14 protein-coding genes are annotated in these 14,142 nt (G+C 64.2%); 9 read left to right on the top strand and 5 right to left on the bottom strand.

Annotation, left to right across the window (positions count from 1 at the left end; translation table 11 throughout):
* The first annotated feature begins 111 nt into the window (after positions 1 to 111).
* Both G6P88_RS15580 and G6P88_RS15585 read left to right on the top strand, forming a co-directional pair.
* A complete protein-coding gene (locus G6P88_RS15580; protein WP_165323984.1) occupies positions 112 to 732 on the top strand; it encodes a nuclear transport factor 2 family protein in 621 nt (206 codons plus the stop codon).
* On the top strand, positions 732 to 1,799 hold the full coding sequence (locus tag G6P88_RS15585; protein ID WP_165323985.1) for an alkene reductase: 1,068 nt from the start codon (positions 732 to 734) through the stop codon (positions 1,797 to 1,799). The genes G6P88_RS15580 and G6P88_RS15585 overlap by 1 nt, the downstream gene beginning before the upstream one ends.
* A gap of 45 nt (positions 1,800 to 1,844) precedes the next feature.
* On the opposite strand, the gene G6P88_RS15590 is transcribed toward G6P88_RS15585, so the two are convergent.
* The 4 genes from G6P88_RS15590 to G6P88_RS15605 form a co-directional block, all read right to left on the bottom strand.
* Complete coding sequence (locus G6P88_RS15590) at positions 1,845 to 3,032, bottom strand: calcium-binding protein (RefSeq protein WP_165323986.1); 1,188 nt, start codon at positions 3,030 to 3,032, stop codon at positions 1,845 to 1,847.
* Between the two features lie 156 nt (positions 3,033 to 3,188).
* Complete coding sequence (locus tag G6P88_RS15595; RefSeq protein ID WP_165323987.1) at positions 3,189 to 3,836, bottom strand: Dabb family protein; 648 nt, start codon at positions 3,834 to 3,836, stop codon at positions 3,189 to 3,191.
* Positions 3,829 to 4,167, bottom strand: a complete 339-nt coding sequence (locus tag G6P88_RS15600) for a hypothetical protein (RefSeq protein WP_165323988.1) — start codon at positions 4,165 to 4,167, stop codon at positions 3,829 to 3,831. Before G6P88_RS15600 ends, G6P88_RS15595 begins: the two co-directional genes overlap by 8 nt.
* Positions 4,164 to 5,165 carry an NADP-dependent oxidoreductase gene (locus G6P88_RS15605; protein ID WP_165323989.1) on the bottom strand — a complete coding sequence of 334 codons (1,002 nt, stop codon included), beginning with the start codon at positions 5,163 to 5,165 and terminating at the stop codon, positions 4,164 to 4,166. The genes G6P88_RS15600 and G6P88_RS15605 overlap by 4 nt, the downstream gene beginning before the upstream one ends.
* Positions 5,166 to 5,334: 169 nt before the next feature.
* On the opposite strand from G6P88_RS15605, the gene G6P88_RS15610 reads away from it, so the two are divergent.
* From G6P88_RS15610 to G6P88_RS15630, 5 genes are all read left to right on the top strand, one after another.
* On the top strand, positions 5,335 to 6,162 hold the full coding sequence (locus tag G6P88_RS15610; RefSeq protein ID WP_165323990.1) for an SDR family NAD(P)-dependent oxidoreductase: 828 nt from the start codon (positions 5,335 to 5,337) through the stop codon (positions 6,160 to 6,162).
* A 50-nt stretch (positions 6,163 to 6,212) separates the two neighbouring features.
* Positions 6,213 to 7,112: an NAD-dependent epimerase/dehydratase family protein gene (locus tag G6P88_RS15615; RefSeq protein ID WP_165323991.1), complete on the top strand. Its 900-nt coding sequence runs from the start codon at positions 6,213 to 6,215 to the stop codon at positions 7,110 to 7,112.
* 4 nt (positions 7,113 to 7,116) lie between these two features.
* Positions 7,117 to 7,899 carry an SDR family NAD(P)-dependent oxidoreductase gene (locus G6P88_RS15620; protein WP_165323992.1) on the top strand — a complete coding sequence of 261 codons (783 nt, stop codon included), beginning with the start codon at positions 7,117 to 7,119 and terminating at the stop codon, positions 7,897 to 7,899.
* A 31-nt stretch (positions 7,900 to 7,930) separates the two neighbouring features.
* Entirely contained in the window at positions 7,931 to 8,596 is a 666-nt protein-coding gene (locus G6P88_RS15625) for a TetR/AcrR family transcriptional regulator (protein WP_226946601.1), read from the top strand.
* Positions 8,597 to 8,669: 73 nt separating this feature from the next.
* Entirely contained in the window at positions 8,670 to 9,902 is a 1,233-nt protein-coding gene (locus G6P88_RS15630) for a cytochrome P450 (protein ID WP_226946602.1), read from the top strand.
* On the opposite strand, the gene G6P88_RS15635 is transcribed toward G6P88_RS15630, so the two are convergent.
* On the bottom strand, positions 9,851 to 10,309 hold the full coding sequence (locus tag G6P88_RS15635) for a nuclear transport factor 2 family protein (protein ID WP_165323994.1): 459 nt from the start codon (positions 10,307 to 10,309) through the stop codon (positions 9,851 to 9,853). The genes G6P88_RS15630 and G6P88_RS15635 overlap by 52 nt on opposite strands.
* 247 nt (positions 10,310 to 10,556) lie before the next feature.
* On the opposite strand from G6P88_RS15635, the gene G6P88_RS15640 reads away from it, so the two are divergent.
* Together G6P88_RS15640 and G6P88_RS15645 are read left to right on the top strand one after the other, a co-directional pair.
* Positions 10,557 to 12,308, top strand: a complete 1,752-nt coding sequence (locus G6P88_RS15640; protein ID WP_165323995.1) for an N-acyl-D-amino-acid deacylase family protein — start codon at positions 10,557 to 10,559, stop codon at positions 12,306 to 12,308.
* 22 nt (positions 12,309 to 12,330) lie between these two features.
* Positions 12,331 to 14,079, top strand: a complete 1,749-nt coding sequence (locus tag G6P88_RS15645; RefSeq protein WP_165323996.1) for an N-acyl-D-amino-acid deacylase family protein — start codon at positions 12,331 to 12,333, stop codon at positions 14,077 to 14,079.
* Positions 14,080 to 14,142 lie beyond the last annotated feature (63 nt).

A 14,142-nucleotide genomic window follows, 5' to 3' on the forward strand; every position in this document is an offset into this window, starting at 1 on the left:
GTAATCGCTTATCGTGTAAAAACTACACTATGCGAAGCTGATCGAACGTGTATCAACGCAAATCGACAGTTTCCAGTGGAATGATACTGGAGTCTGCGTGGGGAGGGAGCAGTGACCGACGATATCCTCAGGCGGCTCGACCGGCTCGAGTCGATCGATGCGATCCGCCAGCTTGCCGCCAAATACAGCCTTGCCCTCGACATGCGCGACGCAGACGCCTGGGTCGGCCTGTTCCCGGAAGACGTCAAGGTCGGCGATGGCTCGACCGGTCGCGCTGCGCTGCGCGACTGGTTCGACCAGACGATGCGTCAGCAGTTCGACGGCACCTCGCACCATATCGGCGGCCACATCATCGAGTTCGACGATCCCGATCATGCGCAGGGGGTCGTCTATTCCAAGAACGAGCATGAGACGGGCCCCGAATGGGTGATCATGCAGATGATCTATGTCGACCGCTACGAGCGAATCGACGGTCGCTGGTATTTCCGGCGGCGGCTGCCGCTCTATTGGTACGCGACCGACCTCAACAAGCCGCCGATCGGTGCGCGCAAGATGCGCTGGCCCGGTCGGGAGCCTTATGAGGGCGGCTATCACGACTATTTCCCGTCCTGGAAGGAGTTCTGGGCACGCACCGGGCCCAGCGACCGGCCGGTCGCCGAGCCCGCGCCGCTGGAGAAATTTATCGCAACGATGCGCGGATCGGCTGCCGCGCCCAAGGTGAAGGTGCGCTGATGCCCGGACTGTTCGACCCCGTGCGCCTGGGGGCGCTCGACCTGCGCAACCGTATCGTGATGGCGCCGATGACGCGCAGCCGCGCCGACGAGGCCGACTGCCCGAGCGATCTGCACGTCGATTATTATGCGCAACGCGCGGACGCCGGCCTGATCGTCAGCGAGGGTATCCACCCGTCGATCGAGGGAAAGGGCTATCCTCGCACGCCCGGTATCTATGACGATGCGCAGCGCGTGGCCTGGAGCAAGGTGACCGAGGCGGTCCACGCGCGCGGCGGGTCGATCGTAGCCCAGCTGATGCACGTGGGCCGCATCGCGGCCGAGGCGAATCGCCCGGCCGGCACCGACGTGGTCGCCCCTTCGGCGATCCAGGCCAATGCGAAGCTGTGGACCGCTACCGGCATGTCGGGAACGATGATGCCCCGCGCGCTGGAGACTGCGGAGATCGCGGGCGTGATCGAAGCCTATGCGTCGGCCGCCGCACGCGCGATCGCGGCGGGGTTCGACGGGGTCGAGTTGCACTGTACCTCGGGCTATCTGCCCGCACAGTTCATGGCGACCGGAACGAACCGCCGGACCGACGGCTATGGTGGCTCGGCGGCGAACCGGGTGCGCTTCGTCGTGGAAACGCTGGAGGCGCTGGCTGAACGTATCGGCGCGGAGCGGGTTGGCTTCCGCATCTGCCCGGGCAACCCGTTTAACGATCTGCACGATGAGGACCCGGCCGAAACGCATGCCACTCTGCTCGATGCCATTGATGGGCTGGGTCTCGCTTATTGTCACCTGATCGCGATGGAGGTTCCGCAGGGAATCGACCATCGGGCGCTGGCCGCCGCGCACTGGCACGGTCCGCTGATCCTCAACGAGAGCATCGATCAGGCAAAGGCCGAGGCGCTGCTGGCGGAAGGGGCGGCCGACGCCATTTCCTTCGGGCGGCCCTTCATCGCCAACCCCGACCTCGTCGCGCGGTTCCGCAATGGCTATCCGCTCGCGGACTTCGATCCGATGCTGATCTACGCCGAGGGCGCGCGCGGCTACACCGACTATCCGACGTTTGAGGATCGTTGAAGTGATTGGTAAGCTGAGCAGTCGCTAGCTCTGCGCGTCTTCGGCTCAATATGCGAAGTCACTGATCGTGATCTTCGTGGCGTCGAAATTGAGCAAAAGGACTGCGATATCAATAGAGGGCGTGTTGTTCCCAGACGTGGCGAACATATAGACGTCATTCCCTACCGTTATCGCTGCCACTGACCTTTCAAAAGGATGATCACTTACCAAATCTCGAGCGACTGCCAAGGCGTCTTGGGCATCTGACGCTTGGCCCGTGTAGATATGACTAGGCTTTACGAGGTCGAAGAGATCTTCCCCATGGCTGAAGTCCGTCACGATATCGGTGCGATAAGCATCAGGGCCGGTGGTGGCGAGGAATTGATTGGGAAAAAGGTCAAAGGAGAAGATATCATTTCCTTCTCCTCCGGTCATAATGTCGAACCCGGCGCCGCCAATAAGGACATCGTCGCCCTTGTCGCCCATGAGAACGTCGTTACCCTCGTCCCCTTCGAGGCGGTCGTTGCCCTGCCCGCCGCGCACGAAATCATTTCCCTCGCCGGACCTGATCGTATCGTTGCCGAGATTGCCATTGATGGTATCGTTGCCGGGCCTCCCCGGTGGCGCATTCGTGCCATCGCCGAAGATGTAATCGTTGCCGGCGCCGCCGTAGATCCGATCCGATCCGTCGCCGCCGGATAGGCGGTCGTTTCCTGCGTTACCCTGTATGTAGTCATTGCCCTCATCGCCGGACAGGGTGTCATCGCCATCGGGTCCTCCATTGGGGGACTGGCCATAGACATGGTCGTTGCCGGGGCCGCCGACGATATTATCGGCGTTGGCGCCACCCATGACGACGTCATGCCCCCTATTACCGAAGAAGGTATCGTTCCCAGATCCGCCAATGACGGTATCGTTGCCGTTGAACAGGGGGTGGGGCCCGCTTCTATCTGCCGCAAACCAAGCAATCAGGGTTGCGACGTCGAGCTGAATGTCAACGACGTCATAGGTAGGCGTCCCTCCCTGTATGCCGTGGATTTCGGTGATGATTCCCTGCGTCGGGAGGCCGTCACTGCCGTAGCGGAGGCCAGAGCCCTGGACCGTCAGCACATAGCCGTTGTTGTGGGCGTCGAGCGTGAAGCTCGTCGAAGTTCTGTCCGACAGCGTCGCAATATCGAAATTTATCAGGCTTAGCGGGTCGAGGAAAACCGAAAACCGATAACCTTCGGGGTAAATGGTTGTAACTCGGGCCATCAAGCTCTCCTCAAGCTAAGCTGGCCTTATAGAGACGCAGCGGGCCGCGCACGCGGTATCATCTCCGCAATGGCTCGAACGGACGAGCTGAGGCAGATTTGGATCACGGGGAAACAAGCGCCTTTTGAAAATGTGATCCTGCCAGTCGATGGAGCGTTAGCACGCGATCACCGGCCGCTCGATGTCGCAGAAGGTGTGCACGAGCAACGGGTGGACGAGGAATTCCGGATATTCCGGGTCGAACCAGCGCTCGACATGCGCCCAGTGCGCCGGGTGCATCATATAAGGCCCTTCGAGGCCTGCCCGGTCGGCATATTCCTGTTCCCAGACATGCGTCCATTCATGGAGGCCCGACGCCGCATCGGCTGTCGCGACCTGCCAGCGGCGGATCGAGGATATCGCCTTGGGCATGGACGAGGTCTGTTGTCCGAACTGGTCGAGCCTTTCGGGCGTCGGGTTTACCGAGGCCCGGAACAGTGCAACGCGGTAAAGTCCGCCGCCCTCGGTGGGACCGCCGACCTTACCATTGGCATAGGACACGATGTCCGCATGGGTGGTGACGCTCGGGTCGGCCAGTAGCCGGGCGGCATGTGCCCAGGCGTCGCTGGCCAAGGCCGCCTCACAAGCCGAGCGGTCGGCGAAGCTTCCGCGCCAGATCGCATCGCCGCCATTGTAGACGCCGGGAAGGGTGGGGGCGAACAGGATCGATGCGCTGTCGAGTGCCGCACTCGCCTCCGCAATCGTGCGCATCGCCTCGTCGCGGTGCTCGGGGGCGAAGGTCGGGATGATCAGATGATTATACATGGGCGAGCGCCTCCAGCGCCTCGGCTGGCGCATAGGTGCCGCGCTTGCGCGACAGGATGAACTGCGGTGCGGTCTCGTTCCACCAGCGATAGACCGACTCGTCCCCGCGCGCCTGATGCTTGGCGGCCCAGACGCTGCCCGCATGATCGGCCTGCCAGATCAGCAGCAGCCGGTTGGGCGCGTCGTCGAGCCACATCGCCGGCTCGACCATCTTGTGGACGAGCGTGAGGCCGCGTGCCTCGTTTCCCGGCGCATAGTCGGCCATATAGGCGTTCAGGAAAGCCTCGCCCATGCCGGGCTTGGTCTCGATCTCGTCGACAATCCAGATCATGACAGCGCCTCGTTCACGGCCAGGAGGATCTTGCCCCGGACATGGCCGTCCTGGACGCGGCGATGCGCCTCGCCCGCCTGGGCGAGCGGCAGGATCTCGATCGCCGGCGGCGTGATCTTGCCGGCGCCCAGAGCCTCGACGAGGGCGTTCAGTTGCCGCTCCTGCCGGGCGAAATTGGCGATGGTCGGGACGATAGCTACGCCCAGTTCGGCGGCGCGCGCGGGATCGGGCATTGGTTCGTCGGCGATCAGCGTACCGATCGGCGCGACGATGCCGCCGCGGCGGACCATCTCGATCGAGTCGAGCAGCGTTCCCTGGCCGACCGTGTCGACGACGAGATCGACACCGTCGGGCGCCCAGGCAGCCACCTGCGCGCGGACGTCGCCCTGGCGATAATCGATCGCCAGATCGGCGCCCAGGCTGCGCACATAATCGACATTGGCGGAGCCACAGGTGGCGGCGACCTTCGCGCCGGCCATCTTCGCAAGCTGTACCGCGAAGCCGCCGGTGCCGCCGGCACCGCCATTCACCAGAACATGCTGACCCGCCTTGGTGCCGCCGACGTCGAACACCGCTTCCCATGCGGTGATCGCTGCAGTGGGGATCGAGGCGGCATCGCGCAGCGAGACATGGTCGGGCAGCTTCACGACCCTTTCGCGGTCGGACAGCACATATTCGGCATAGGAGCCACGTTCGCCCTTGCCCTGGTTCGACGCGGTCACGACGCGGTCGCCGATGGCGAGGCCCGTCACCCCCTCACCGATCTCGGCGACAAAGCCGGCGGCGTCGAAGCCGACGACGAACGGGAATACATATTGGAAATAGAGCTGGAGCCAGCCTTCGCGCGCCTTCCAGTCTGCTGGGTTCACGCCCGCGTAGGCGACCTGGACGACCACTTGGCCTGGGCCGGCGCTGGGACGCTCGATCCGCGCGAGTTCCAGAACCTCTGGCCCTCCGAACCGGTTGAGAACCATCGCCTGCATCGTTTCACCGGACATCGTTCGCGCCCCTCCATATGATCTATTTCGCAATATTGTGCCGCGATGAAAACGCAAATGCAAAGTCAAACTGACATATCGCTCCGCATTGCGTTGTATAGACTTGCGATTGACGGTGTGTCGGGTTAGCCATCGAGTCGAACAAGAAGATGAACCAATGGAGGGGTTGGTGTACGATTTCACGGGCAAGACCGTGCTGGTCACCGGTGGAGGTGTCGGCATCGGCCGCGCGGCCGCCGAGGCGTTTCGCGACGCCGGTGCGCGCGTAGCGATCATCGAGATCGACGAGGCGCGTGCTTCCGACGCGAGGGATGCTCTGGGTCCGGATGCACTCGTCGTGGTCGGAGACGTGACCGATCCGGCAGCGGTGGCCGATCTTGCGCAGCAGGTCGATACGGCGTTCGGCGGGCTCGACGTCCTCGTCAACAATGTCGGCGACTTCCTGATGCTGGCCAAGCCATTCGACCAGCTCACCGACGAAGAGGTCGGTCGCCTGTACATGACCAATCTCGGTCAGGTCTTCTCCGTCACGAAGGCGATGATCCCGCTCCTGCGCAAGAAGGGCGCGGGCAGCAGCATCGTCTGCGTGTCCTCGATCGAGGGCTTTCGCGGCATCCCGAACTGCGCGGTCTATGCGGCATGCAAGGCCGGGCTGACCGGCTTCGCCAAGAGCCTGGCGCTGGAACTCGGCCCGGAGGGCATCCGTATCAACCTCATTGCGCCCGAGACGACCGATACCCCGCAGGTACCGGTGTCGCTGATGATCCCCGAGGAGCATCGCGAGCATATCCCGCGCTGGATCCCGCTGGGTCGCTTCGGCACGCCGCAGGACATGGCGTCGGGCATCTTGTTCCTGGCGAGCCCGCATGCGGCCTGGATCACCGGCACCGCGCTCCACATCGACGGCGGCGCGCTCGCTGCGGCCGGTTGGTATCGCGACCCGCGCGGCGTCTGGACCAATGTGCCCGTGCTGTCGGGCAACGGCCTCAATTTCTGATCTGCACCCATTTCTGATCCGCCCCAATTTCTGATCCGAAGGAAAAGCATATGAAGATCATCGTCGTCGGCGGTGCCGGCATGATCGGCGGGCGCGCCGCGCTCCACCTTAAAGCGAAGGGCCATGACGTCACTATCGCCGGCCGTAATCCGCCTGCCGCAGGCACGCCGCTGGGCGACCTGCCCTTCCTGCGCGTCGATTACGTCAATATGGACTTCGACCGCGACGCGCTTGGCCAGTTCGATGCGCTGGTCTTCGCGGCGGGTAACGACGTCCGCCACCAGCCCGAGGGCGTGGGCGACCAGCATTGGCACGACGCCAATTCGGTCGGCGTACCGCGCTTCTTCGAGGCAGCGAAGAAGGCGGGGATCAAGCGCGCGGTGAATGTCGGCAGCTTCTATCCGCAGGCCGCGCCTCATCTGGTCGAGACCAACGCCTATGTGAAGTCGCGCAAGGTCTCTGACGAGGGCGTAGCGGCTCTCGCCGATGACGGCTTCGTCGCGATGAGCATCAATGCGCCCTTCGTGGTGGGCGCAGTTCCGGGCCTCGTCATCCCGATGTTCGCCGCCTACACCCAATATGCCGAGGGCAAGTTCGCGCCCATGCCCGAGTTCGCGCCTCCGGGCGGCACCAACTTCATCTCGACCCAGTCGCTCTCCGAAGCGATCGAGGGCGGGCTCGAGCGCGGCGAGCCGGGCGGCTCCTATCTGGTCGGCGACGAGAATCTGTCCTTCCAGGACTATTTCGGGGCCTTCTTCGAGGGCGTTGGCCGCGAGAAGCCGCCGGTACGCGACGAAGAGCATCCGATGCTGCCCGACGGCGCCATCTTCTTCGGGCGCGGCAACAGCCTGTTCTACGATACCGATCCCAAGGTGGCGGAGCTGCTCGGCTATCGCCGCAACGACATCGTCCCGGCGATCCAGGAGATCGTCGCCCAGTATCGGAGTTGATCGCATGGCCGGCGCGCTGGAAGGCAAGGTCGCGATCGTCACGGGCGGTGCCGACGGCATCGGCCGGGGCGTGGTCGAGAGGTTCCGGGCCGACGGCGCGCAAGTTTTGCTCGCCGACTTCGACGTCGAGGGCGGGCGCAGGGCCGCCGAGGAAACGGGCGGACATTTCTTCGCCTGCGATGTCATGCAGAAGGATCAGGTCGAGGCGATGGTGGCCGAGGCGATCACCCGCTTCGGCACGGTCGACATCCTGATCAACAATGCCTGGGGTGGGACGCAGCTTGGCCGCATCGAGAATAAGAGCGACGCTGCGATCCAGCACGGGCTGACCATGGCGCTGATGGCGGCGAAATGGGCGATGCAGGCGGTGTTCCCCGTGATGAAGGCGAAGCGCTGGGGCCGCATCGTCAGCATCGCGTCGCTGAACGGGGTCAACGCCCATATCGGATCGGCCGAATATAATGTCGGCAAGGAAGCGTTGCGGGCCTTCACCCGCACCGCCGCCCGCGAGTGGGCGGGGCATGGCATCACCTGCAACATCGTCTGCCCGGCCAGCATCAGCGCCGCCTATCGCAAGTTCCGCGACATGAATCCGGAGACGGCGGCGATCATGGCCGCACAGAATCCGATGGGCCGCATGGGCGATCCGGTCGAAGATATCGCCCCGGTTATCGCCTTTCTGTCGAGCGAGGACAGCCGCTATCTGACGGGCAATACGCTGTTCCTGGACGGCGGATCGCACATCAATGGGGTCGCCTGGGCACCGGAGCTTCCCGAGGACGCTTGATTCCCGGTCAAAGCACGGGAAGATGGGCCGCGTGGACATCAAATCAGACTCTCCCCCCGCCCGGCCGGCAGGACGCCCGCGCCGCCTGACCCTCGATCGCCTGCTCGATACGGCGATCGAGATGGGGCTGCCCGACCTCAACATGAAGGAACTGGCCGCCAATCTCGGCGTCGGAATCGCGACTCTCTATCGCTATGTCGACAATCGCGAGGCACTGATCCGCCTGGCCGTGGGGCGTCAGGCGATCCGGGCGCTGCCGATCGACCGCGGGCAGCCTTGGCGCGAACTCGTCATGGATCACGCCACCTCGTTGTTCAGCTCGGTCGGCCAGCAACCATCGCTCGTCATCGAGTTCGTCGAGGCGCGCTGGGGGATCGAGGTCGAACTCGAATCAGTCGACGGCTTTCTCGGCGCACTGAAGGCCCGGGGCTTCACCGCGCGCGAGGCGATGGACCTGTACCGCGCCATGGCGAAGGTCGTGCTCGGCGCGGCTGTGGCAGCAGGGCATTTCGCGGCGCTTGCCGCACGCGGCACGAATCAGGCGCGCGAGTTGAAGAGCGCGCTGGAAAGCTGGGATGAGGAGGAACTGCCGCACCTCCGTGCTGCGGCGGACGATTATGCTGACGAGGCAGCCGCCACGGCGTGGAAGCCGATCCTCGAAGCTGTGATGGAGCAGATGGCAGGCCATCATCCCTGACACGGCACCTTCGATCAGGTTGCCGCCCAGTCGAGGTTATGATAATCCGGTTCCGTAAATCGGAGCCGACTTGATGGATATGGAAACGACGATCGAACCCGACGAGCGGCGCACCGCCTTTGGTCGCCGTCCCTCCCGCGTGCCGGTCGAACGCGACAAGGACGGTACCTGGCACATCCGCAGCTTCGCCGCGGCACGCAAGCTGCTGCGCAGCGACGCGACCAAACAGGCTGGGTTCAAGGCGGAGCTGCTCGAACGCTTGCCCGAGAAGGGCAAGATTCCGATCCTGTTCCTGGAAGGCAAAACCCACCGTGAACAGCGCCGGCTGACCGCGCCCTTCTTCACCCCCCGCGCGGTCGACAGCCGCTATCGCGAACTGATGACCGACCTGGCCGACAAGGTGATCGGCGATTTCCGTCGGGCAGGGCGGGGCGAACTCAGCACGATGGGCATGGAAATGGCGGTCGGCGTCGCCGCCCAGGTCGTCGGCTTGACCGACAGCCGCAAGCCCGGTCTCGACAAGCGGATCAACGCCTTTTTCGCCGATGGTCTCGAAAATGCAGAGGGCGCGCTGCGCAAGGCCTGGCAGGCGCTGGTCGCACAATATCGTCTGATGCGCTTCTACTGGTACGACGTCCGGCCGAGCGCGAAAGTGCGCCGCGCCCAGCCGCGCGAGGACGTGATCTCGCACCTGCTGGCGGAGGGCTATAAGGACACCGAGATCCTGACCGAGTGCATCACCTATGGTGCAGCCGGCATGGTGACCACGCGCGAGTTCATCACGGTCTGCTCCTGGCATCTGCTCGAGGATAGGGCGCTGCGCGACCATTATCTCGCCGCCGACGAAGAGGCGCGCTATGCGCTGCTCGAGGAGCTGCTGCGGCTGGAGCCGGTGGTCGGCACCATCTTCCGCCGGACGACCTGCCCGGTGTCGGTCGGCGAGACGGAGATTCCCCAAGGCGCGCTGGTCGCGGTCGACGTACGTGCGGTCAACGCCGATCCCGCCGTCAGCGGCGAGAAGCCGCTCTCCGCGCAGCCGGGCCGTTGTCCCGCAGATCGGGCGGGTGGGCCGGTGCTCAGCTTCGGCGACGGACATCACCGCTGCCCCGGCTCTTTCCTGGCGATCCAGGAGACCGACATCTTCCTGCTGCGCCTCCTTGCAATACCGGGGTTGCGCTTCGAGAAGGTGCCGGACGTGACCTGGAACGACCTCGTTACGGGCTATGAGCTGCGCAACGCCTGGCTCGTCTGCGATCAGGGGCCGGCGACGACCTCGGACGGGCCGTCGGTCAGGGCGACGGTGTAGACCCGCCGCGCGACGCGCCAGCCGGACGGCGTGCGGACGAGATCGTCGGCATATTGGCCCCACATCGAATAGAGCGCGCCGTCCCAGCGCCCGCGTCCGCGATGGACCGCATAATAATGAACTTTGGCGGTGGCGCGGTCGCCGTCCACCGCGATGCGGAAGTTCAGCACATTGTGGTGCGTGGCGCCGCAGCTCGAGTCGGGGCCGAGATTGGCGTGCATCGACGCGATCAGGCTGGCCCGGTTGGGGCTGATCACGCCCGGCCCCAGCGCCTGGGTGTAATCGCCCACGCAGTCCTCATGGAAGACCTCGTCCATCCGGTCGAAATCCTTGGCGTCGACGATTTCGCAGTAGCGGATGTAGACCTGTTGGATCGCATCCTTGTCCATCAGTTCAGATAGCGACATTCCTCTCCCCTTTCGGCACCCTCTCTGCGCAAATTGCTTTCGGCTTGGCCAGCACCAACCGGAGGATGGATCATCTGATGCCCCAATGTGCGTCTCTCATTGATCCCTGCAGCTGCGCATGCCGGCAGGCTTCCTTGTTCCCCGACAGGGCTGCCGATAGCTTCGGTGCACCATCAGAAGCCGGCATGCGGAGGGCATGACCGGATCGGCGGACCGCCGACATCACGCATCTGGAGAGGAAGAGGCCATGGCCGACATGTTGATCAAGAACGGCACCATCATCGACGGCACCGGCGCCGACCGTAAGTCTGGCGACGTCCGCATTCAGGGCGATCGCATCGTCGAAATCGGACAGGATCTCGCGCCGCGCGACGGTGAGGAGCTGTTCGACGCGACCGGTTGCATCGTGGCACCGGGCTTCATCGAGGCGCACACCCATTATGACGCGACCATGTGGTGGCAGGCGGATCTCGATCCGCTGCCCGGCATCGGCGCGACCACGATCATCACCGGCAATTGCGGCTTCACCGCAGCGCCGATGTCCGACGACAAGGACGCGCAGCTGGAGATGGTGAAGATCTTCTCCTTCTTCGAGGATATCCCGCTCGAGCCGTTCCTCAAGCATGTGCCGTGGGACTGGCGGACCTGGTCGGAGTATAAGGCGTCGGTCAAGGAGAAGATCCGCCTGCCGCTCAACAACGCGGCCTATGTCGGCCATATCGCGATCCGCATGGCGACGATGGGGCTCGACGCCTGGAAGCGCCCGGCCACGGCGGAGGAGCGCAAGGTAATGGCCTCGATGCTCGACGATGCGCTGGCGAACGGCGCGCTCGGCCTCTCGACCAACCTGCTCGACCACGATGGCGAGAACCGCCCAATCCCGACGCTCGTCGCCGACGATGCCGAATTCTCGGCGCTGTTCGACGTGCTCGATCGTTATCCCAACTCGACCTTCCAGTGCATCATCGACGTTGCGCTGATGCGCGACACCGGCCCGGCTCAGACCGACCGCATGGCGAAGCTGCTCAAGGGCCGCAATCTGCGCACCCAGCTGACCGGCGCGATCCCGACCGTCGCCTATCAGAAATATCTGCTGCAGCCGATGCGCGAGCGCGTCGAGCAGATGCGCAAGGATGGCATCGACGTGTGGCCCGGCTATGCCCATGTGCCGCTGACCGGCCAGCTCAGCCTCTACAAGTCGCTGATCTTCGCCCAGTCGAACGACTATGTCTGGCACGAGGTCGTGTTGGCCGATGGGGCCGAGGCCAAAGAGAAGCTGCTGCGCGATCCGGAATGGCGCGCCCGCGCCCGCGAGAGCTGGGACACGCAATGCTACCCGCAGTCGCCGATGAACAACCCCGGCATGCTGCTGCTGACCAAGCTGGGTTCGGACAATGGCGCCGGCCCCTTCTGCACGCTGCTCGAATATGCCGAGGAACTGGGCCTGCACCGTTCGGACGCGATGGCGGAGTGGCTGCTGCGCAACGGCGTTCTCTCGACGGTGCGCATGGCGCCGTTCGACATGGACGACGAAGTGGTGGTCGACATGATCCGCGACCCGAAGACCGTCGGCAACATCACCGACTCCGGCGCGCATCTCCAGATGCTCTGCGGTGGCGGCGAGAATCTCGTCTATCTGACCAAATATGTCCGCGATCAGAAGGCGATCAGCCTGGAAGAAGCGGTCCACTCGATGACGGGCAAGCTCGCCAACCATTTCCACCTGACCGACATCGGCGAGGTGAAGACCGGCAAGCGTGCCGACCTGGTCGTGTTCGATTTCGCCGAGATCGAGCAGCACGACATGGAGAAGGTCTATGACGTCACCGACGGCAAGGGTGGCATCACCTGGCGCTACACCCGCAAGCCTGCACCGATGAAGCTGACCCTGGTCAATGGCGAGGCGACCTTCCGCAACGGTGCCTACACCGGAGCCAAGCCGGGCGCCTTCCTGGAGCCGGCCGCCGTGCTCGAGCCGACCGCCATTGCCGCAGAGTGAAAGTAGGATTGGAGTAGTTCATATGACAAATATGCTTATTCGCGGCGGTAAGGTCGTCGACGGAACGGGCGCCAAGGCGTTCGACGCCGACGTCCGCATCGAGGGAAGCCGGATCGTCGAGGTCGGCGCAGGCCTTGCGCCGCGCGCCGGGGAAGAGGTTTTCGATGCCGCAGGCTGCTATGTCACGCCTGGCTTCATCGAGAGCCACACCCATTATGACGCGACGATGTGGTGGCAGCCCGACCTCGACCCGCTGCCCGGCAATGGCGCGACGACCGTGATCCTCGGCAATTGCGGCTTCACCGCCGCTCCGCTGTCGAAAGAAAAGGCCGCGCAGATGGAGATGATCAAGATCTTCTCCTTCTTCGAGGACATTCCCCTCAAGCCCTTCCTGCAGCATGTCCCCTGGGATTGGGAGACCTGGTCCGAATATAAGGCCTCGATGGCACGCAACGTCACCGTGCCGACCAACTACTCGGCCTTTGTCGGCCATATCGCGCTGCGCCTCGCCGCCATGGGCATCGAAGCCTGGGAGCGTGCCGCGTCCGCCGACGAGATTGCCCGCATGGCGGAACTGCTCGAGGACGCCTTGGCGGCCGGCGCGCTCGGCATGTCGGACAATCTGCACGACCATGACGGCGACGATCGCGCCATTCCGACCCTGCTTGCCGACGATGCCGAGTTCGAGGCGCTGTTCGACGTTATGCAGCGTTATCCGGGCACGACCTATCAGTGCATCATCGACACCTTCATGCGGAAGACGGGCCCGGCCAGCCTGGAACGTCTCGGTCGCCTGACCAAGGGCCGCGGTATCCGCATGCAGATCGCCGGCGCGGTGCCCACGCTGGAATTCCAGAAGGACATATTGCCGAAGCTGCAGGAGACGCTGGGCCGCCTGCGTGCCGAGGGCGCCGACATCTGGCCGGGCTATGCCCATGTCTCGCCGACCAGCACGCTCAGCCTGATCAAGTCGCTGATCTTCGCCCAGTCGAACGACTATGTCTGGCACGAGGTCGTGCTGGCCGAGACGCATGAGGAAAAGGCGCGGCTGCTGGCCGATGCGGACTGGCGCGCCCGCGCCCGCGAAAGCTGGGACACCAAGGCTTGGCCGCATTCGCCGATGAACAACCCGCAGGATCTCTATCTGCTCGACAGCGAGAATGGTGCAGGCCCCGTCGGCATCACGCTAAAGGACTTCGCCGACAGCCGGGGTCTCCATCGCTCGGACGCGATGGCGCAATGGATCCTCGAAAATGGGACGCGCTCGACCGTGCACATGGCGCCTTTCCCCAAGGACGAGGCGCTGACCGTCGAGCTGATGAACGACCCCCGCTCGGTCGGCAACATCTCCGATGCCGGCGCGCATCTGCAGATGCTGTGCGGCGGCGGCGAGAATATCCTGCTGTTCACCAAATATGTGAAGAACGAGATGATCTCGCTGGAGCAGGCGATCCACATCAAGACCGGCAAGCTGGCCAATTTCTTCGGCCTGCACGACACCGGCGAGATCAAGGCCGGCCGTCGTGCCGACGTCGTGGTCTTCAACCTCGACGAGATCGCCTATCGCGACATGGAGAAGCGTTTCGACGTTCCGGACGGCGACGGCGGTACCACCTGGCGCTTCACCCGCCAGGCCGCGCCGATGCGCCTGACGCTCGTCAACGGCGTGAAGACCTTCGCCGACGGCCAGTATACCGGCAATCGCCCGGGCGAATATCTGGCGCCGTCGGAAGCCGCCGCCGAACAGCGGGCGCTCGAAGCGGCCGAGTAAAGGCGAGGACCGAGAGGTCATGATTTGGGGGCGGGGGCCATGGCCTCCGTCCCTTTTTCATGC

The organism is Rhizorhabdus phycosphaerae, from assembly GCF_011044255.1.
Classification (GTDB): Bacteria; Pseudomonadota; Alphaproteobacteria; order Sphingomonadales; family Sphingomonadaceae; genus Rhizorhabdus; species Rhizorhabdus phycosphaerae.

Excerpts from the sequence above, each read along its gene's own strand:
- G6P88_RS15585 (WP_165323985.1), top strand. The coding sequence starts at position 732 with ATGCCCGGACTGTTCGACCCCGTGCGCCTGGGGGCGCTCGACCTGCGC.
- G6P88_RS15590 (WP_165323986.1), bottom strand. The coding sequence starts at position 3,032 with ATGGCCCGAGTTACAACCATTTACCCCGAAGGTTATCGGTTTTCGGTT.
- G6P88_RS15595 (WP_165323987.1), bottom strand. The coding sequence starts at position 3,836 with ATGTATAATCATCTGATCATCCCGACCTTCGCCCCCGAGCACCGCGAC.
- G6P88_RS15600 (WP_165323988.1), bottom strand. The coding sequence starts at position 4,167 with ATGATCTGGATTGTCGACGAGATCGAGACCAAGCCCGGCATGGGCGAG.
- G6P88_RS15605 (WP_165323989.1), bottom strand. The coding sequence starts at position 5,165 with ATGTCCGGTGAAACGATGCAGGCGATGGTTCTCAACCGGTTCGGAGGG.
- G6P88_RS15615 (WP_165323991.1), top strand. The coding sequence starts at position 6,213 with ATGAAGATCATCGTCGTCGGCGGTGCCGGCATGATCGGCGGGCGCGCC.
- G6P88_RS15620 (WP_165323992.1), top strand. The coding sequence starts at position 7,117 with ATGGCCGGCGCGCTGGAAGGCAAGGTCGCGATCGTCACGGGCGGTGCC.
- G6P88_RS15630 (WP_226946602.1), top strand. The coding sequence starts at position 8,670 with ATGGATATGGAAACGACGATCGAACCCGACGAGCGGCGCACCGCCTTT.
- G6P88_RS15635 (WP_165323994.1), bottom strand. The coding sequence starts at position 10,309 with ATGTCGCTATCTGAACTGATGGACAAGGATGCGATCCAACAGGTCTAC.
- G6P88_RS15640 (WP_165323995.1), top strand. The coding sequence starts at position 10,557 with ATGGCCGACATGTTGATCAAGAACGGCACCATCATCGACGGCACCGGC.
- G6P88_RS15645 (WP_165323996.1), top strand. The coding sequence starts at position 12,331 with ATGACAAATATGCTTATTCGCGGCGGTAAGGTCGTCGACGGAACGGGC.